The sequence below is a fragment of the Pannonibacter sp. Q-1 genome (assembly GCF_054073275.1).
On sequence record NZ_JBSXNB010000003.1, the window covers coordinates 592,903 to 611,991 of the forward strand.

18 protein-coding genes are annotated in these 19,089 nt (G+C 65.6%); 11 read left to right on the plus strand and 7 right to left on the minus strand.

Annotation, left to right across the window (positions count from 1 at the left end):
- Positions 1–356 precede the first annotated feature (356 nt).
- The gene (locus ACVNHC_RS10610) at positions 357–1,532 is read left to right on the plus strand and encodes a muconate/chloromuconate family cycloisomerase (RefSeq protein ID WP_457167228.1); all 1,176 of its coding nucleotides are present in this window, start codon (positions 357–359) and stop codon (positions 1,530–1,532) included.
- Positions 1,533–1,535: 3 nt separating this feature from the next.
- Here ACVNHC_RS10610 and ACVNHC_RS10615 read toward each other — a convergent pair whose 3' ends face one another.
- Positions 1,536–2,423: a LysR substrate-binding domain-containing protein gene (locus tag ACVNHC_RS10615; RefSeq protein WP_050475415.1), complete on the minus strand. Its 888-nt coding sequence runs from the start codon at positions 2,421–2,423 to the stop codon at positions 1,536–1,538.
- A 430-nt stretch (positions 2,424–2,853) separates the two neighbouring features.
- Complete coding sequence (locus tag ACVNHC_RS10620; protein WP_122520756.1) at positions 2,854–3,729, minus strand: dioxygenase family protein; 876 nt, start codon at positions 3,727–3,729, stop codon at positions 2,854–2,856.
- Between the two features lie 254 nt (positions 3,730–3,983).
- On the opposite strand from ACVNHC_RS10620, the gene ACVNHC_RS10625 reads away from it, so the two are divergent.
- Together ACVNHC_RS10625 and ACVNHC_RS10630 are read left to right on the plus strand one after the other, a co-directional pair.
- On the plus strand, positions 3,984–4,364 hold the full coding sequence (locus ACVNHC_RS10625; RefSeq protein ID WP_208991486.1) for a hypothetical protein: 381 nt from the start codon (positions 3,984–3,986) through the stop codon (positions 4,362–4,364).
- Positions 4,361–5,200 carry an alpha/beta fold hydrolase gene (locus ACVNHC_RS10630; RefSeq protein ID WP_457167229.1) on the plus strand — a complete coding sequence of 280 codons (840 nt, stop codon included), beginning with the start codon at positions 4,361–4,363 and terminating at the stop codon, positions 5,198–5,200. Before ACVNHC_RS10625 ends, ACVNHC_RS10630 begins: the two co-directional genes overlap by 4 nt.
- A 106-nt stretch (positions 5,201–5,306) precedes the next feature.
- Here the strand turns inward: ACVNHC_RS10630 and ACVNHC_RS10635 are convergent, their stop codons facing one another.
- Entirely contained in the window at positions 5,307–6,065 is a 759-nt protein-coding gene (locus ACVNHC_RS10635) for an IclR family transcriptional regulator domain-containing protein (RefSeq protein ID WP_058900685.1), read from the minus strand.
- A 112-nt stretch (positions 6,066–6,177) separates the two neighbouring features.
- Between ACVNHC_RS10635 and ACVNHC_RS10640 the strand changes: the two genes are divergently transcribed.
- The 8 genes from ACVNHC_RS10640 (at position 6,178) to ubiV (ending at position 13,267) form a co-directional block, all read left to right on the plus strand.
- Positions 6,178–6,900: a 3-oxoacid CoA-transferase subunit A gene (locus ACVNHC_RS10640; protein WP_457167230.1), complete on the plus strand. Its 723-nt coding sequence runs from the start codon at positions 6,178–6,180 to the stop codon at positions 6,898–6,900.
- A complete protein-coding gene (locus tag ACVNHC_RS10645) occupies positions 6,897–7,568 on the plus strand; it encodes a 3-oxoacid CoA-transferase subunit B (protein WP_058899066.1) in 672 nt (223 codons plus the stop codon). The genes ACVNHC_RS10640 and ACVNHC_RS10645 overlap by 4 nt, the downstream gene beginning before the upstream one ends.
- Positions 7,569–7,570: 2 nt before the next feature.
- A complete protein-coding gene (pcaF, locus tag ACVNHC_RS10650; protein WP_457167373.1) occupies positions 7,571–8,773 on the plus strand; it encodes a 3-oxoadipyl-CoA thiolase in 1,203 nt (400 codons plus the stop codon).
- Between the two features lie 669 nt (positions 8,774–9,442).
- Positions 9,443–9,931 (plus strand): hypothetical protein, encoded by a 489-nt coding sequence (locus tag ACVNHC_RS10655; RefSeq protein WP_457167231.1) that lies wholly within the window; start codon positions 9,443–9,445, stop codon positions 9,929–9,931.
- A 72-nt stretch (positions 9,932–10,003) separates the two neighbouring features.
- Positions 10,004–10,654: a LysE family translocator gene (locus ACVNHC_RS10660; protein WP_457167232.1), complete on the plus strand. Its 651-nt coding sequence runs from the start codon at positions 10,004–10,006 to the stop codon at positions 10,652–10,654.
- Between the two features lie 123 nt (positions 10,655–10,777).
- Positions 10,778–11,377, plus strand: a complete 600-nt coding sequence (ubiT, locus tag ACVNHC_RS10665) for a ubiquinone anaerobic biosynthesis accessory factor UbiT (RefSeq protein WP_457167233.1) — start codon at positions 10,778–10,780, stop codon at positions 11,375–11,377.
- Entirely contained in the window at positions 11,377–12,354 is a 978-nt protein-coding gene (gene ubiU / locus ACVNHC_RS10670; RefSeq protein WP_457167234.1) for a ubiquinone anaerobic biosynthesis protein UbiU, read from the plus strand. Before ubiT ends, ubiU begins: the two co-directional genes overlap by 1 nt.
- A gap of 4 nt (positions 12,355–12,358) precedes the next feature.
- Entirely contained in the window at positions 12,359–13,267 is a 909-nt protein-coding gene (gene ubiV, locus ACVNHC_RS10675; RefSeq protein ID WP_374631164.1) for a ubiquinone anaerobic biosynthesis protein UbiV, read from the plus strand.
- A 10-nt stretch (positions 13,268–13,277) separates the two neighbouring features.
- Here the strand turns inward: ubiV and ACVNHC_RS10680 are convergent, their stop codons facing one another.
- From ACVNHC_RS10680 to nirD, 4 genes are all read right to left on the minus strand, one after another.
- Positions 13,278–14,279 (minus strand): hypothetical protein, encoded by a 1,002-nt coding sequence (locus tag ACVNHC_RS10680; protein ID WP_457167235.1) that lies wholly within the window; start codon positions 14,277–14,279, stop codon positions 13,278–13,280.
- Positions 14,280–14,529: 250 nt separating this feature from the next.
- On the minus strand, positions 14,530–16,047 hold the full coding sequence (gene cysG, locus ACVNHC_RS10685) for a siroheme synthase CysG (protein ID WP_457167236.1): 1,518 nt from the start codon (positions 16,045–16,047) through the stop codon (positions 14,530–14,532).
- Positions 16,022–18,730 (minus strand): nitrate reductase, encoded by a 2,709-nt coding sequence (locus tag ACVNHC_RS10690; protein WP_457167237.1) that lies wholly within the window; start codon positions 18,728–18,730, stop codon positions 16,022–16,024. Before ACVNHC_RS10690 ends, cysG begins: the two co-directional genes overlap by 26 nt.
- Complete coding sequence (nirD, locus tag ACVNHC_RS10695) at positions 18,723–19,085, minus strand: nitrite reductase small subunit NirD (RefSeq protein ID WP_457167374.1); 363 nt, start codon at positions 19,083–19,085, stop codon at positions 18,723–18,725. Before nirD ends, ACVNHC_RS10690 begins: the two co-directional genes overlap by 8 nt.
- Positions 19,086–19,089 lie beyond the last annotated feature (4 nt).

Consider the following 19,089-nt stretch of genomic DNA (forward strand, 5'->3'; position numbering starts at 1 on the left):
GTCCGAACAGGCCGGAAAGGCTGGAAAGCTTGGCGATTTTCGCAGCACCCCGCGCAGTATGAGGGCACAATCCGGGCAATACTCAGCAATGAAATTACTTTGGAAGCTAAATTAAATTGCAGGAAACTCAACAATAAGCCCAAAGGGCCCGGCTGCGGAGCGGCGTCAGGCCGCCGGACAGCCGAATCTCATATGCTAGTATGCCGGATTTCTTCCGCAGTGCAGCGTTCCGGTCACGGACAAGGCGGAGACAGCCGCTGCGGCCAGGCCGGTATCGCGTCAAACCCGTGAGGTATTGGACAGCGTCCCACCGGGGATTGATGCTCTGGCCCATGCACAACGACCACAGGCCCATCATGACCGCAGCAGCCCTTTCCCATCCCGCCCGGATAGAGATGATCGAGACCATCATCATCGACGTGCCGACGATCCGCGGGCATGTGCTGTCCATGACGACCATGCAGTCGCAGTCGGTGGTGCTGGTGCGCATCCGCTTTTCCGATGGGTCGGAAGGCCTTGGCGAGGGCGCGTCCATCGGCGGGCTGTCCTACGGGCCGGAGAGCGTGGAAAGCATCAAGCTGGCCATCGACAGCTACATCACCCCTGCCCTGACGGGCGAAGACGGCAACCGCATTGCGGCGTTGCGGGCGCTGATGGACAAGACCGTGCGCGGCAATCCGATCGCCCGTGCGGGCGTCGAGACGGCGCTGTGGGATGGCCTTGCCCGGCGGCTGGGCGTGCCGGTCTCGGCCCTGTTTGGCGGCGCCATTCATGAGCGCCTGCCCGTCGCCTGGACGCTTGCCTCCGGCAACAGCGCCACGGACATTGCCGAGGCGGAGCGGATGCTGGACGAGCGGCGGCACCGGGATTTCAAGCTGAAGATCGGCAAGCGCGCGGTGCGCGACGACATTGCCCATGTGGCCGCCATCGCCAGGGCGGTCGGCGGGCGCGGCACGGTGCGGGTGGATGTCAATCAGGCCTGGAGCCTGCAGGATGCCCGCTGGGGCCTGAAGGGCCTGCAGGACGCCGGCTGCATTCTGGTGGAACAGCCGGTGGGCCGGGATGAGCTTTCCGCCCTGCGCAAGCTGACGGATGGCTACGAGATCGCCGTCATGGCGGATGAGGCGCTGCAAGGGCCGGGCGATGCCATGCGGGTGGCCATGGCCGGTCCGGCGGCGGATGTCTATGCGGTGAAGGTGTGCCAGTCCGGCGGGCTGGCCCCGGCGCGGGATGTCATTTCCATTGCCAGCGCTGCCGGGATCGAACTCTACGGCGGCACCATGCTGGAAAGCGGGCTCGGCACGGCGGCGGCGCTCCAGCTTTTCGCCACCGTTCCCGTGCTGCACTGGGGCACCGAGTTCTTCGGGCCGCTGCTGCTGACCGAAGATATTCTGGCCGAACCGCTGCACTATCAGGATTTCACCGTTGCCATTCCGCAAGGTCCCGGCATCGGCGTCGCGCTGGACGCGGACAAGGTTGCCTTCTACCGCCGCGACCGCACGCGGCATCAGACAGCGGTTGCCGGGCAATGAATCTCATATCAGCTTGCGCGCCACCTTCTGGGCGGTGACAACGAAATTGTGCACGTGGATGCCCTGTTCATCCAGCCGGTGATTGACGGAGATGGGCGTGCGGGCCGCAAAGCCTTCAAGCGCGTGAAAGCGGATGCCGTTGCGCTGCACCGCGCCGACGGATTTCGGCACGATCGTCACCCCCTCCCCCACGGAGACAAGCGCCAGCGCGGTCTGCAGATCCATGGTGAAGACGCGGCGCGTCACCTCCGTCCCCGCATCGCGGCAGGCTTTCAGCACGAAATCGGCGAAGGAAGGCCGCGGGGTTTCCGGATAGAGAATGAAGGTCTCTTCCTGCAATTGCGGCAGGCGGATGGGCCGGGGCGCAAGATCCAGCGCTTCGGGCACGGCCGCCACCAGTTCCTCATCCACCAGCTTGCGGCTGATGACCTCCGCATCCTCGATGGCCGGGCGGGCGATGGCAATGTCGATCTCCCGGCGCACGAGAGCGCGGTGCAGGTCGCCGTTGTTCATCGGGTAGAGGCTGAGGCTGACCTGCGGGCAGGCTGCGCGGAAGCTTTTCAGCACCGCAGGCAACAGGCCGTAAGTGGCTGAGCCGACAAAGCCGATGCGCAGCCGCCCTTCCGCCCCCTGGCCAATGCGGCGGATCTCCAGCTTGATGTCGGCAAACTCGGACAGGAGCGCCGTGCCGCGCGCATAAAGCCGCTCGCCGGCCTGCGTCAGCGTGATGGCGTTGCGCCCGCGGTTGAACAGCAGCGCGCCAAGGTCTTCCTCGATCTGCTTGATCTGGCGGGACAGCGGCGGCTGCGCCATGCCGAGCCGCTCCGCCGCCCGGCCGAAATGCAGCTCCTCCGCCAGCGCGATGAAATACTCCAGCTGCTTGATGTTCATGTCCGGCAGCCTCCCCTCTGCACGTGAAAGAGCATGATGCAGAAAACGTGAATTGTGAAGTAATTTACATGCTGCGATGCACAAGCAGCAGCAAGCGGAACGCTCCCCAAACCGCGTGCCTCAACTCCAATGCGCCCCAGAGGAAGCGGTTTGCCAATTGGCATCCCCTGTTGGGTGCCACACCAGCCTCTCACCCCACGCTGTCCCGGCCTCCGTGCCGGGACCCGTCAGGGGCGCAGGGCGGCAACTTCCAGCATCCGGCAAGGAACGCAAATTCAGCCTGAGTATCGACAGGCCTTGCCTCCCTTACAGGCCCCGGCACGAGGCCGGGGCGGCGCGGAGAGAGACACCTGACGCCACGCCCGGAACCGCGCAAAAGGCCGCCCCGCGAATAACGGGGCGGCCCTTGTTTTCACTCAGTTCCTGCCGGTTATTCGGCAGCGATCTGCTGTTCGGCGGCGGCGTCCTTCAATACGAAGTCGAAGCGCAGGTAGAGGTCGGTGCCGTGTTCGGCGCGGCCCGGCTCGAAGGTGCCGATCAGGCTGTCCTTGACGGCGAAGACGGAGTCCTCGTCCAGCCAGCGGGACTCGGAATCGTAGATCTGCGTGACAAGCGTGCGGTAGCCATCCTTGGCCAGCAGCATGTGCAGGTGGCCTGGGCGGTTGGGGTGGTGCCCCATCATGCGCAGCAGTTCGCCGGCCGTCTCGTTGTCAGGGATCGGATAGGGCACCGGACGCAGAGCGCGCATGGCGTAGTGGCCGTTCTCGTCGGTCTCGAAGCGGCCGCGCAGGTTGAAGTCCGGTTGGGCCGGGTCGTGGTTTTCATAAAGGCCGTTGGGCGCGTCTTCCCAGATGTCGATGGTGACACCTGCCACCGGCTTGCCTTCCGCATCGCGCACGTAACCTTCCACATAGACGGTCTCCTCACCGTCGAAGTGGGTCTGTGCGGTGGTTGCGCCCTTGGGCAGGACCGGCGGATGCTCGCGGTAGAAGGGCCCGAGCACGGTGGACTCGCTTTCCGCACCCTCGACCGAATTGGTCAGCATGTCGCAGAGCACTTCCACACCGAGAATATCGCCCAGCAGGATGAACTCCTGGCGCTTGTCGTCGCAGACCTGACCGGCACGGGCCAGATACTGGCAGGCGGCGATGAATTCGTGATGCTGCAACTTCACGTCCCGGCAAAAGTCATGCAGGTGACGGACGAGGGAGGTCATGATCTCCCTGTTGCGGTCTGTAATCGGGCCATGCTTGCCCAGGGACTCGATCACCACACCGGTGACATTCTCAATCGTGACACTGCTCATGCGAACCTCCCTCGCGGCGGCGGGTGCAGAAGGTGTTGCGCCGCGCCTCCCGTGGCAGAACTATCCGCCCCGGTCCGGGCTGCGCCAATGACGGCGCGGGTATGGGCCGATACTCAAGACTGAGACGCCGCCCGGCAAGCCTTAAGCTTGGGCAGCTGCTGCCCGGTATCAGCACATACCGGCAGGATCATTGCCGCACGGCCCGGCAGCGGCGAGCCTCTGCCTCCAGCAGCGCAGGAGGGCGGAACGCGGACATGAGCATGATCACGGTATTTGAAGGACTGGCGCAGGCGATCGCCGCAAGGCCGGATCTGTTGCGGCTGGGACGGCTGTTCTGCGAAACGGTTCTCATCGAGATTGACGGCGAGGAGATCTACCTCACCTTCCGCGACGGGCAGCTGGTGAAGGTGGAGCCCGGCCCCAGCCGCAAGACGCCCTGGCGCTTTGCCTTCCGCACGGACCGGGAGGCGCTGGACGAGTTCTGGCAGGCGCATCCCAAGCCCGGCTTTCACGACATTTTCGCGCTGGTGAAGACAGGCCGTGGCCGCATCGACGGCGACATGCTGAGCCTCGTCAAGAACCTCCGCTTCATCAAGGAAGTCCTCGCCCTGCCGCGCAAGGGGATTGCAGCATGAGCTTTGAACCCATCACGGGCCGCTATCTCAACCTCACCATCGAAGGCCGGGCCCAGCGCATCTATGTGGAAACGGCCGGCGAAGGCCGACCGGTCCTGTGCCTGCACACGGCCGGCGCCGACACCCGCCAGTGGCGCCATGTGCTCAATGACGCCGGGCTGACGGCGGAGAACTGCTTCCACGCCTTCGACATGCCCTGGCACGGCAAGTCCCTGCCGCCGGAAGGCTTCGAACGGGAAGAATACCTGCTGACGACGGAAGCCTATATCGAGACGGTTCTGGCTGTCTGCGCCGCGCTGAAGCTGGAGCGGCCCATTCTCGTCGGCTGCTCCATGGGCGGACGCATCGCCTTGCAGATCGCGGCGAGGCATCCGGGTGTTTTTGCAGGCTTCATCGCCATCGAAGCCTCGGACTTCCAGCCCGCATGGTATGACATCGACTGGTTCGACCGGCCCGACGCCCATGGCGGCGAGATGGGGGCGGCGCTCGTCTCCACCAACATTTCCCCTTACGCGCCTGCAAAGGAGCGCAACTGGACGCTCTGGATGTTCCGCCAGTCGGGGCCGGGCGTGTTCCGGGGGGATCTGTCCTTCTACACCCGCGACGACAGCCTGATCCCGCTTCTGGGCAGGATCGACACGGCCAGGGCCCCCGTGCATGTGATGGCCGGTGCCTATGACATGACCTGCACGCCGGAAGATGCCAAGCGGACCGCCGATGCCATTCCCGGCGCGACGCTGACCATCATGCCGGAGCTGGGACACTTCCCCATGTCCGAGCATCCGGAGGCCTTCCGGCCCTATTTCGCCGAGGCGTTGGCTCGGATGCCCAAATAATACCAAGGCTTTCGATGCTGACGCATCACGCCTTGAAAATGCTCAAGCGCCGCACGGGCTTAACCAATGCTCGATGAGCCAAGCTCATCGAGCATTGGTGTGAACGTCAGCGAATGACGCGGCGCAGCCCCTCCTGAACCTTCAGCAGGGGCTGCAGATAAAGGCCCGGAAGTTCCTCCGCGCTGGCCTGCACGGCCGCAAGCCCCACGTTGAGCGCCGCCACCACCAGCCCGCGCGAGGAATAGACCGGCACGGCGATGGAACGCAGACCCAGTTCCACCTCCTGATCAATGATGGCATAGCCCAGCCGCCGCGCCTCGGCGACACGGGCCATGATCTCCTGCGGTGCCGTCAGGCTGCGCGGGGTGCGCGGGGTCAGGTCGCAGCGCTCGATCAGGGCAGCGGCCTCCGCTTCCGGCATCGCCGCCAGCAGCACACGGCCCATGGAGGTGCAATGCACCGGCAGGCGGGAGCCCGGCATCAGGCCGATGGACATCACCCGGCGCTGCGCGGCCCGGGCGAGATAGACGATTTCCAATTCATCCCGGATGGCGACGGAGGCAGACTGGCCGATCTGTTCGGAGAGCTGATCCAGCCAGGGCTGCACCACCTGCGCCAGAGGCAGGGCGGCCAGCGCCCCCATGCCAAGGCGCAGCACCTTGGGCGTCAGGGTGAAAAACTTGCCGTCATAATCGGCGTAGCCCGTCTCGTGCAGGGTCAGAAGGCAGCGGCGGGCCGTGGCCCGGTCCAGCCCCGTGGCTTCGGCCACATCGGAGATGGAGAGCCGCGAGCGATCGGCCCGGAAGGCTTCCAGAACGCTGAGCCCCTTGGCGAGGGAGGCGATGAAGTCGGTCTTGTTCAACATGCGCACATGAAATTACGCAAATTGAACAAGAGTCAACATCCGCACAAATCCGTTTCCTCAGCATGCAAGGCGGCGTAGCTTCCTGCCCGGAAGTCTCCCTGGGAGGAAATTCATGGACAAGAGAATTGCCACGCTTGCGGAAGCCGTCGCCGGCATTCCAGACGGCGCGTCGGTGATGATCGGCGGCTTCGGCGGCGCTGGTGCGCCGATTGAGCTCATTCACGCCCTCATCGACCGCTACCTCGCCACCGGCAGCCCGAAGAACCTGACGGTCATCAACAACAACGCCGGAAACGGCCATGTGGGCATAGCCGCGCTCATCGAGCAGGGCATGGTGGCCAAGATGGTCTGTTCCTTCCCGCGCTCCTCCGATCCGCGGGTTTTCACCGAGCTGTATCAGGCCGGCAAGATCGAGCTGGAGCTGGTGCCGCAGGGCACGCTGGCCGAGCGCATCCGTGCAGGCGGCGCAGGCATCCCCGCCTTCTACACCCCGACCGCCTATGGCACGGATCTGGCCAACGGCAAGCCGGTCGCCGAGTTTGACGGCCGCCACTATGTGCAGGAGCGCTGGCTGAAGGCAGACTTCGCACTGATCAAGGCCGAGGCCGGGGATCCTTACGGCAATCTCACCTACCGGATGGCCGCGCGCAACTTCGGCCCGGTCATGGCCATGGCCGCCACCTGCACGATTGCGCAGGTGAGCCAGGCCGTCGAGGCGGGCAGCATCGATCCGGAGGCGGTCATCACCCCCGGCATTTTCGTCGACATGATCGTGGAGGTGCCCTCCCCGCAGCAGGAGGAAGTCCTCAACCGCGCAGGAGCCCATCACCCATGACCAGCAAGCTCTCCAACGCCCAGATTGCCTGGCGCGCGGCGCAGGACATCAACGATGGCGCCTATGTGAACCTCGGCATCGGCTTTCCCGAAATGGTGGCCAAGTTCCAGCCGCCGGGCCGCGAGGCCATCTTCCACACCGAAAACGGCATCCTCGGCTTCGGCGAGGCTCCGGCGGAAGGCGAAGAGGACTGGGACCTGATCAACGCGGGCAAGAAGGCGGTGACGCTGAAGCCCGGCGCAGCCTTCTTCCACCACGCCGACAGCTTCGCCATGGTGCGCGGCGGCCATCTGGATGTGGCCATCCTCGGCGCCTATGAAGTGGCGGAAAACGGCGACCTTGCCAACTGGTCCACGGGCCCGAAGGGCGTGCCGGCCGTTGGCGGGGCGATGGATCTGGTGCATGGCGCCAAGCGCGTTGCCGTCATCACCGATCACGTCACCAAGGACGGCAAGCCGAAGCTGGTGGAGCGCTGCTCACTGCCGCTCACCGGCGTTGGCTGCGTCACCCGTGTCTATACATCGCTCGCCGTCATAGATATCGAAAAGGGGCATTTCGTCCTGCGCGAAAAACTGCCAGCCTTGACGCTCGAAGCGCTGCAGGCCCAGACCGGTGCAAAGCTGCATCTGGATGGCCCCGTGGCAGACCTGATCGTTCCGGAGCTTTGATGATGACCGACGCATATATCTGTGACTACATCCGCACGCCCATCGGCCGTTATGCCGGTGCTCTGGCAAGCGTCCGGGCCGATGATCTGGGTGCCATTCCCCTCAAGGCGCTGATGGACCGCAACCGCAGCGTCGACTGGGGCGCGGTGGACGAGGTGATCTACGGCTGCGCCAACCAGGCGGGCGAGGACAACCGCAACGTCGCGCGCATGAGCCTGCTGCTGGCGGGCCTGCCGGTCGAAGTGCCGGGCACCACCATGAACCGGCTTTGCGGCTCGGGCATGGATGCGGTGATCGCCGCCGCCCGCGCCATCAAGGCCGGGGAAGCGGAACTGATCATCGCAGGCGGCGTGGAAAGCATGTCGCGCGCCCCCTTCGTCATGCCAAAGGCCGATGCGGCCTTTACGCGTGAGAATGCCGTCTATGACACCACCATCGGCTGGCGCTTCGTCAACCCTCTGATGAAGGCGCAGTATGGCATCGACTCCATGCCGGAAACGGCGGAGAACGTCGCCGAAGACTATGGCATCTCCCGTGCCGATCAGGACGCTTTCGCCCTGCGCAGCCAGCAGAAGGCCGCCGCAGCCCAGGCCAACGGCCGCCTTGCGGAGGAAATCACGCCCGTCATGATCCCGCAGCGCAAGGGCGAGCCGAAGGTGGTGGACAAGGACGAGCATCCCCGCGAAACGACGATCGAGGCGCTGTCTGCCCTCAAGGCACCGTTCCGCGCTGGTGGTTCGGTAACGGCGGGCAACGCGTCAGGCGTGAATGATGGTGCCGCCGCGCTCATCATCGCCTCGGCGGAAGCGGCCAGGCGCTATGGCCTGACCCCGATCGCCCGCATTCTGGGCGGTGCCTCCGCCGGTGTGCCGCCGCGCATCATGGGCATCGGACCGGCCCCGGCTTCCAAGAAGTTGCTCGCCCGCCTCGGCCTCACCCAGGACAAGCTGTCGGTGATCGAACTGAACGAGGCCTTCGCCTCGCAGGGCCTTGCCACGCTGCGCGACCTCGGCATTGCCGATGATGATGCCCGCGTCAACCCGAACGGCGGCGCCATCGCCCTCGGCCACCCGCTCGGCATGTCCGGCGCCCGGATCACCGGCACCGCCGCCCTGCAGCTCGCCAAGACCGGCGGCTCGCTGGCACTGGCCACCATGTGCATCGGCGTCGGCCAGGGCATCGCCGTGGCCATCGAACGCGTCTGATCTGATAACGCGGGCACAGCGTTTCAGGCCCCCTCCCCCTCGTGGGCTACCGGATTCACACATCAGGTACAGATACCGCCCGCAGTGAAGCATCTTTTCTGTGGTAGGGCCTGTCCGCCCCCCTCCCCCTCGTGGGGAGGGGTAAGGGGTGGGGGGTATGAGCCTGCAAGAATTTGAAAAATAGATCTTTTTCTGATGAGTCATCAGGAAGCGAAACCGCCCATGATCAATGGACACTCTGCCAGACGGAGAGGCTTTCCCCCCCCACCCCTCACCCCTCCCCACGAGGGGGAGGGGGGCTGAAACGCCGTGCCAGAATGATCAAACTTCAGGCTTTCCCTGATCTGTATTCTGTTTCGGGCATGATGTGTGCATGCAGTAGCCCTCGTGGGGAGGGGAGCGGAGAGGCCCTGCCACAAATCAGGCGCATCGCCGCGGGCGGTGTCCGAACCTGATGTGAGTCCGATAGCCCATTGAGGGGGCAGACGGGGTAACTGACTATCCGTTTATGAGAGAGATGGTACTGTGCTGAGGTGCTGCTCCCCCCCTCTGTCTGCTGACGCAGACATCTCCCCCTCAAGTGGGGAGAGGGACGCTGCGGCAAAACGAAGGCCCGATCTTCTTCCTTTCGACTGATGTAAACACTCTCCCCGGTGAAAGGACCGCCGCATGGAACTTGCCCTCTTCATCGCGCTGTTCGTCACCTGTTTCGCTCTGTTCTTCGGCGTCTTCTATCTGATGATCAAAAGCCGTCTCGACCGGGCCAAGGCTGCAAGGATCACGCAGGAGAACGGCAGCACCATCATTCCGCTGGTGGCCGGGTTCTCGGGGCGCAAATATGTGCCGTGGCTGGCGCATTCGACCAATTCGATCAATCCCAGGCTGGTGTTTCACCCCAGTCACGTGGAATGCAAGGTCATCCGTACCCGCACCGAGCCCTACGGCAATATCTCCCGGGTGGACTACCGGCACAGCATCGGCACGCAGAACATCTGCATCGAGTTTGCCAACTCCTCCACCACGTTCGCCGGCAACACCGCCAACAAGGCGCTGACGCGGGAGGCCATTGCCCTGCTGAAAGATCGCGGCTGCCCGCTTTCCCCGCGCGCCGAAGCGTTGTTAAGTGAGCCGCTCGACCGGGCACGTGGCGAGAACTGAAGTTTTCTCACTTGGCCGCCCCCGCCAAAGCTGCAATATGACGGCCTGCCCTTCCGGCATGCGGAGACATTCATGGACCCGGTTTCAGCCATCATCGCCTTTTCGATTGCAGCCGCCCTCGTCACCCTGACACCGGGACTGGACACGGCGCTGGTGCTGCGCACGGCGACCGTAGAAGGCCCGAAACAGGCCTTTGCTGCGGGGCTTGGCATTTCCGCCGGCGTCATCACCTGGGGCTTTGCCGCCTCCGTGGGACTGGGGGCGCTGCTGGCTGTTTCCGAGGCGGCCTACCGGGTGATGCAGTTTGCCGGCGCGGCCTATCTGATCTGGCTGGGGTTCAGAATGGTCCGCGCCGCTCTGCGCCCTGCCGATCCGGCGCAGCTGGAACAGGCCGCCGCTGAAGTTGCCGCAGATCAGAGCGCCAGCCGGAGCTGGTTCTGGCGCGGGCTGATGACCAATCTGCTCAATCCCAAGGTCGGCGTCTTCTATGTCAGCTTCCTGCCGCAGTTCATTCCGGCAGATGTGCCCGTCACGGCCTTCAGCACCGGACTTGCCGCCATCCATGGGCTGATGGGCACGCTCTGGTTTGCCGTGATCATTCTGGCGACCCGGCCCATTGCCGGACTGCTGCGCCGCCCGTCCTTCACGCGCGGCATCGACGGGCTCACCGGCTCCGTCCTGGTCGCCTTCGGCCTCAAGCTGGCTCTTGAACGGCGCAGTTGAACGCCAAAGACGAGGAACGGGATCAGGAACAGGCGGGATAGGCCGCTGGAGTTGATGCGCATCAACTACAGCGCCGGTTGCGCTGCCTATGGTGCCGGGCAACGCGACAGACGGAGCCCCTGCATGATGTCCTCAGGCCCCAATACCAGCCCAGGTACCAGCCCTGACACCCCCTCTGGCGCCGGCCAGCCCCCGTCCATTCCTGAAATGCCGCCGTTTCTGGCTCTCGGCCTGCGCCTTGCACCTGCCGCGCCTGCAGCCTTTGTGCTGACGGGCGCGGCGCGGCAGATCGTGGCGCGCCATCCCGGCCTGATGACCCGGCTCGGCGCCTACCGCCACAGCCGCTTTGCGCTGACGGCCAGCGACGTGCCGCTGACCTTCCTGATGGACCTGTCTCAGGAGCCGCTGACCATCACCCTGCATGCCACCCCGCCCGCCGCCGATGCGCGCATCACCGGAAAGCTGGCGGCGCTTGTCGGACTGGTGCATGGGGTCTGGGACGGGGATGCGCTGTTCTTCTCCCGCGATCTCACCATCGAGGGCGACACCTCGGCGGCCCTTGCCCTGCGCAATGCCATTGACGATGCGGAGCTGGATCTGGGCGCGGAAATCGCCCGCCTCACCGGTCCGCTCGCAGGAGCCGCCAACCGGGTGATTGCCCTGCTGCAGTCCATGACCGGCGTGCCGCTGAGCCGCCCGGCACCCATGGAGGCTTTCCGGTGATGGAACTCGTCTGCCCTGCCGGAACGCCTGCGGCCCTGAGAGCTGCCACCGACGCCGGTGCCCATGCCATCTATTGCGGCTTTGCCGATGACACCAACGCCCGCAACTTCCCCGGTCTCAATTTCTCCCGCGAGGAGCTGGCGGCGGGCGTCGCCTATGCTCATGCGCGCGGGGCAAAGGTGCTGGTGGCCATCAACACCTTTCCCCGCGCCGGAAACGAGGATCTGTGGCACCGCGCCGTCGCCGATGCGGAACAGGCGGGCGCCGATGCGGTGATCCTGGCCGATCTCGGCCTCATCGCCTATGCGGCGGAGCGGCATCCGGGCCTGCGGCGGCATCTGTCGGTGCAGGCGGCTGCGGCAAACCCCGATGTCATCAACTTCTATGCAGAAACCTTCGATGTGAAGCGCGTGGTGCTGCCGCGTGTGCTGAGCGTCGAGGAGATCGCTGCCATCAACCGGGAGATCAGCGTCGAGACGGAGGTGTTCATCTTCGGCGGGCTCTGCGTCATGGCGGAGGGGCGCTGCTCCCTGTCGTCCTACATCACAGGCCGCTCGCCCAACATGAACGGCGTGTGCTCGCCCGCAAGCCACGTGGAATATGCCGAAGAGGGCAAGGATCTGGCGGCACGGCTGGGCGGTTACACCATCCACCGCTCGGCCAAGGGGGAAGCTGCCCCCTACCCCACCCTGTGCAAGGGCTGCTTCAAGGTGGGCGAGCGCACGGGTTACGTCTTCGAGGACCCGGCAAGCCTTGATGCCTCCGAACTGCTGCCCGCGCTGGCGCGGGCCGGGGTTTCAGCGCTGAAGATCGAGGGCCGCCAGCGGTCGCGGGCCTATGTGTCGCAGGTGGTGCGCAACTTCCGCGCCGCCGTGGAGGCGCTGGAAGCAGGCCGCCCGGTGCCGGCCGGCATGCTGGCGCAGCTGACCGAGGGCCAGAGCTCCACCGCCGGGGCCTATAACAAGATCTGGAGATGACAGGATGGAGCTGACGGTTGGCCCGGTGATGGGCTTCTGGGACGCTGCGGCGTGGAGCGATTTCTATGCAAGACTGGCCGAAACACCGGGCGTGAAGCGCGCCGTCATCGGTGAGCTGGTCTGTTCCAAGCGCCTGCCCTTCTATCAGACGCGCCTGCCGGAAGCCATCGAACGGCTGCAGGCGGGCGGCAAGGAGGTGTCGGTGACAAGCCTTGCGCTGGTCACCCTGAAGCGCGAGCGCAAGCAGACGGCAGAACTGGCGGACATGGGCCTTGAGGTGGAGGTGAATGACATCACCGCCCTCGCCCACCTGCCGCAAGGCGCCGCCTTTTCGGCAGGACCGCTGATCAACGTCTATAACGAGGGGACGGTGGCCTTCCTGAAGGCGCGCGGCGCGGTGCGTTTCTGCCTGCCGCCGGAACTGCCCATGGCATCGGTGGAGCGGCTGGCGGCGGCAGCGGGCCCCGTGCCGGTGGAGGTCTGGGGCTGGGGCCGCCTGCCGCTGGCGATTTCCGGCCGCTGCTATCATGCGCGCTATCACGACCGGGCCAAGGACCAGTGCCAATTCGTCTGCGCCGATGATCCGGACGGGCTGGCGGTGGATACGCTGGACGGGCAGGAATTTCTGGCCATCAACGGCGTGCAGACGCTCTCGGCCCAATGCGCCAACATGGCCCACACCCTGCCGCGCCTGAAGAGCGCCGGCGTCAGCGGCCTCAGGCTCTCGCCGCAGACGCAAGGCTTCTTCGAGGTGATCAGCCTGTTCGATGATCTGGTGCAAGGCCGCATCGGCGCAGAGGAGATGAGCGCCAAAGCCCTCCCCCATGCGCCGGGCGGCGCCTTCTGCGACGGCTTTCTGGAAGGGGCCGCCGGTGTTTCATGGTCCGGCAATCCCCTTCACGCACGGGTTTGAGTCAAAAATCTCAGGCCCGGCGGAGCAATTGCAGCAGACAGAACATGACGGCGGCACAGACCGTCAGCATGTAGCCTTCGACCATCACCGGCAGCTCGGCAAACACATTGAGGAGCTTGGAACCGGCGAAAATGAAGACCTGCACCGCGAACACCGGAACGGCAAGCATGGCAGGGTGGAGCGCAGGCTTGCCCTCTGCACCCGTGCCCTTGCCGTAAATGCGGCAATAGCCAAAGACGAAGGCTGCCATGAGCGGCACCAGTAGGGCCACCTCAATAAGCGTCCACGCCGCAGGGTCGTACTGGTGCGTCTCAGGCAGGAACACCATCACCAACGGCCCCAGATATACCAGAAGACCATTGGCGAGAACCGGCGGCCAGAGCAGCATCCTGAGGGCATCGGGCCGCCTCGAACCGGCGGACAGCAGCAAGCAGGCACCGGCCGCGAGGACAATCACGGCCACCACATAGGCTGCGACCACAGTATATGTGCCGAGGGGCAGCCCGTGCCGCGAGAAGGCGAGGGCCTGAGGCAGCCAGCTGAACAGGCTTGCAAAGGCGGGAATGGCCAGCAGAACCCAGATGCCGCTGTCCAGCCCCGGCAGCCGGATCCTCCCTTCAAACCAGAACAGGAGCATCGAAACGCCGGCAAAACTGGCGAGGCCCACCATGATCATCACCTGCCTGCCGTCCTGGTACCCCATGGCCATGAACGCCTGAAGAATGCCGTCCCCCTGCAGCAGCGTCATCCCGATCACCAGAATGCCGATGACCGGGCCGTAGAACCGAGACTTTTCGCCAGCGGCCATGAAGGAGGGAAAGAGGACTTTCAGAATCTCTGCATAGATGAGAACCGTCATAATCGAGATGACACCGAGAACGATCAGCGACATGCGCTGCACATCGTTATCCCCCATCAGCACCCGGTCCCGCACAAAAGGCGGCAGGCCGGGCAATGGGATACGGGAAAACAGGACGTAAACAGCATAGGCAAGGAGGATGTAAACGATCATCCTGACCTGCGTGCCAGGACGATCATCTGAAACAAAGCGGCTCACGTCGGGAACTCCAGAATCTGCCCACTCAAAACCCGTCAGGCGAACACGGCGCCTGATGACGGACACTGGTCCCTGCAGTGACACAAACAATCCGGATCAGATCTGCAGAGTGCCAGAGGCCCGTCATTTATACGAAGGGATCAACCGCCACAATGCAGAATGGCAAAACCACAGCGCAGCAGCACATGCAGTTGTGCACGCTCTTTCATGCGCGAACCTTGCGGGCCTGAACCTGAGCCGCAACCACCGGCAACCCGGCCTCCTCCTCCCCCACCTTCGCGGCCGCAAAGACTTGTCCTATGCCGATCAGCACCGGAGCCTCGCCGAAGGCGGCCATGGCGGTGCTGGTGAGGTCTGCGAGGCGGCCGGTCCAGATCTTTTCCTCCGGGCGGCTGGCGGAGCCGTGGGCCACAACGGGCAGATCCGGGGAGACGCCTTCCGACAGGAGCCGCTGGCGCAGGCTGCCGGCCATACGGCGGCCCATGTAGAACACGGTGGTGGAGGCAGAGGTGGCGCGGCCTGACAGGTCCAGCGTGTCCGGCAGGCCGCCATGGCGGGAGTGGGCGGTCATCAGGCGCAGGCTCTGGGCATGATCGCGGTGGGTGAGTGACACCTTGAGACGCGCTGCCATGGCTGAGGCCGCCGTGATGCCCGGCACCACGGAAACGGGGATGCCTTCGGCTTCCAGGCGGGCAATTTCCTCCCCCGCCCGGCCAAACACCATCGGATCACCGGACTTCAGCCGCACCACCTTGCGCCCCTGCCGGGCGAGCGAAACCATCATGTCATTGATGTCTTCCTGCGCGCAGCTTTCCCGCCCGCCGCGCTTGCCGACGAGCATGCGTTTCGCCTCGCGGCGGGCAAGCTCCAGCACTTCGGCGCTGACGAGATCGTCAAACAGGATCACATCCGCCGACTGCAGCGCCCGCATGGCGCCAAGCGTCAGATGCGCGGCATCGCCCGGACCCGCCCCCACCAGCACCACCTCGCCGGTGGCGGGAGCCTCCTCCGCCAAGTGATCGATGAGGGCGCCGAAATCCTCCTCAAGTTCCGGCGCCCCGCGCGCAAAGGCGGCTTCGCTGAACTGCCGCCAGAAGCGCCGCCGCAAGGCCACGCTTTCCAGCCGTTCACTCACCGCCGCGCGAATACGGGCAGCAAGCTGCGCCCAGCGGGAGAGGCCGGGCGGCAGCAGGGTTTCGATCTTCTGGCGCACCGTCTGGCCCAGCACGGGGGCCGCGCCATCGGTGGAGATGCCGACGACCAGCGGCGAGCGGTTGACGATGCCGCCGAACTGGAACTGGCAGAAGGCCGGCCGGTCGATGACATTCACCGGCACACCCGCCGCACGGGCCGCCGCGAAGAAGGCTGCAGCATCCTCGTCATCTTCGGCATCAGCAATGGCAAGGGCAGCGCCGGTGAGATCTTCAGGCTGCCACCGCCGGAAGGCATGATGGATGCGCGGGCTCAGCGCCGGATCCGCCAGCAGCGCCGCCAGATCCTCGCAAGGGTTGTCCGTGAAGAGGTACAATTCCACCCCTGCGGCCAGCAGCAGCTCGGCTTTCCAGGCGGCAGGCGCCCCGCCTCCGGCCAGCACCGCCTTGCGGCCTGTGAGCGGCAGGAACACCGGCAGCACGGCCAGAGGCTCCATCCGGGCAGGACGCTGCGGGCGGGCGGAACGAGGCGAAAGGCCAGAGGTTTCAGGCTGAACGTGCAGCATGGTCATGCGCCTCCTCATGGGGTTTGCACTCCGCCAGCAGGCGGGCGATTTCCGGGCGGCAGGAGCCGCAGTTGCTGCCAGCGCCCAGGCAGGCGCCAATGGCAGCCACCGTGTCAGAGCCTTCAGCGGCGGCGCGGCGGATTTCGTTGGCCCCAATCTGGAAGCAGGTGCAGACCACCGGCCCCTTGTCCGGCACATCCGCCGCCGGGCGCCCGGCGAGCAGCCGCCAGCGGCTGGCGGGGCCATCGTCCCGCGTGCCGGGCAGGCTGCTGGCCCAGCTGCGGGAAACGGCAACCGGCGTGCGGGCGAGGAATACGGCCCCAGCCAGCACCCCGTCCTGCCAGACCATGCAGCGGTAAAGCCCGTCAGACGCCGCATGGAAGGACATCTGCTCCGGCTTGCCAGCCCCGCCAAGGGTGCAGCGGCGCAGGAGGCTTGCCGCGATCTCTTCCGGCGTGTCGTCCTCCAGCGTGGCAAACTCGATCTTCACCGCCTCGCTGGTTCCCACATCGGTCAACGGCGCAAGCGCCCAATAGGCGAAGGGCAAATGCTCCGGTGCGCGGGAGAGCACGGCAAAGCCGTGCCAGCGGGCAGCAACCGGAGCAAGGCGCACAGCATTGCGCTTCAGACCCGGCTGGCCGGAGAACGGATCGCGCTGGCGCCCAGCCAGAACATCGATGCGGGCGCGGGCGGAAAATTGCCCGGTCCAGTGCATCGGCACGAAAACCTCGCCCCGGCGCACCCGGTCCGTCACCACGGCCCGCACGAGAACGCTGCCGCGAACATTGGAGATCTCCACCAGATCCGCCGCCGCAATACCGTGCAGCGCGGCGTCTTCGGGGTGAATTTCGGCGAAGGGCTCGGCGATATGGGTCAACAGCCGCGCTGCCCGGCCGGTGCGCGTCATGGTGTGCCACTGGTCGCGGATGCGGCCGGTGTTGAGCGTCAGCAGACCATCCTCTTCCGGTCCCGTCACGGCGGGCGATACCGGCACCATCCGCGCCTTGCGGTCGGGCGTGAAGAAACCGCCTTGCGCAAAGAAACGGCCATCTTCCGGGCCTTTTCCTTCTGCGGGCGCGGGCCAGAGGAAAGGCTCCAGCGCGTCATAATCCAGCTGGCCGATGCCGGCATGGACACTGATGTCGAAATCGCGGCTGCCGTTGTTGGCAATGCCGGACAGGGCGGCATGTTCGGCGAAGATGTCAGCCGGGCTGGTGTAGCCGAAAGCCTGCCCATGCCCCATGCGCCGCGCCACGGCGGAGATGATGGCCCAGTCGGGCAGAACTTCGCCCGGCAGCGGCAGGAAGGCGCGCTGGCGGGAAATGCGCCGCTCCGAATTGGTCACCGTGCCGTCCTTCTCGCCCCAGGCGGCGGCGGGCAGCAGCACATGGGCGTGGCGGGTGGTGTCCGTATCACGCAGCACATCAGATACCACGACGAAGGGGCTGCGGCCCAAGGCTTCGCGCACCCTGTCCGCATCCGGCAAGCTGTCCACCGGGTTGGTGGCCATGATCCAGACCGCCTTGATGCGGCCCTCGTGCATGGCATCGAACAGTTCCACCGCCTTCAGGCCGGGCCTCGCCGCCAGCTTCGGTGCGTTCCAGAAGCCCTGCACGATGTCCCGGTGCGCCGGATTGTCGAGGTCCATATGGGCGGCAAGCATGTTGGCAAGGCCGCCCACCTCGCGCCCGCCCATGGCATTGGGCTGGCCGGTGACGGAAAACGGCCCCATGCCGGGCTTGCCGATGCGGCCCGTGGCAAGATGCACATTGACGATGGCATTGACCTTGTCCGTACCGGAGACGGACTGGTTGACGCCCTGGCTATAGACCGTCACCACCTTCTGCGTGCGGGCGAAAAGCTCGAAGAAGGCGCCGGTTTCGGCCGGAGAAAGCCCCGTTGCCGCAGCCACGGCGCTCACCGGCCACTGGCGGGCGATGGCCAGCGCTTCATCCAGTCCATTCACATGCTGGCGCACATAAGCCCGGTCGATGCGCCCGCCCTCATCGAGATAGGCGAGCAGCCCGGCAAAGAGCGCCGTGTCGCCATCCGGGCGGATGGAGAGATGCAGATCCGCCAGTTCGCTGGTGGCCGTGCGGCGCGGGTCGATGGTGACAACCCGCATGGAAGGCCGCGCCGCCTTGGCAGCCTCCAGCCGCTGGAACAGCACCGGATGGCACCAGGCGAGATTGGAGCCCACCAGCACCACGAGATCCGCCTCTTCCAGATCCTCATAGCTGCCCGGCACGGTATCCGAGCCGAAGGCCCGCCGGTGACCGGCGACGGAAGAGGCCATGCACAGGCGCGAGTTGGTGTCGATGTTGGCCGAACCGATGAAGCCCTTCATCAGCTTGTTGGCGGCGTAATAATCTTCCGTCAACAGCTGGCCGGAGCCGTAGATGGCCACGCTGTCCGGCCCATGCTCGCGGATGGCCTCGCTGAACCGGCGGGCGACGAGATCAAGCGCCATATCCCAGGAGGCGCGGCGTCCGCCGATTTCCGGATGGAGCAGCCGGCCCTCCAGCGCCAGCGTGTCCGCCAGCGCCGAGCCCTTGGAGCAGAGCCGCCCGAAGTTGGAAGGGTGCTCCGGATCGCCCTTCACGGTGACGGAGCCATCGTCATGCCGGGTGGCCAGCACGCCGCAGCCGACACCGCAATAGGGGCAGGCGGTGCGGGTGGTCTCAGCCATCCAGCTTCTCCCCTTGCGCGGTCCGGCCATGCAGGGTCAGTGCGGCGCGGGTGAGGAACACTCGCCCGTCCTCGACACGGGCAGGCGTGGTGGCAACCGCCCCCTCATCCGCCCCCTGCGCCAGACCCGTTGCAAGGTCAAACACCCAGTTGTGCAGCGGACAGGTGACATGCCGCCCATGCACGATGCCCTCGCTCAACGGCCCGCCCTTGTGAGGGCAGCGGTCATCCAGCGCATAGACCTCGTCAGCCTCGGTGCGGAACAGGGCGATGCAGCCGGCCGGTGTCTTGACGACACGGGCGCCCGAGCGGGGAATGTCGGAGAGGCTGCCGATCTCGATCCAGTCTGGTGTCATCGCG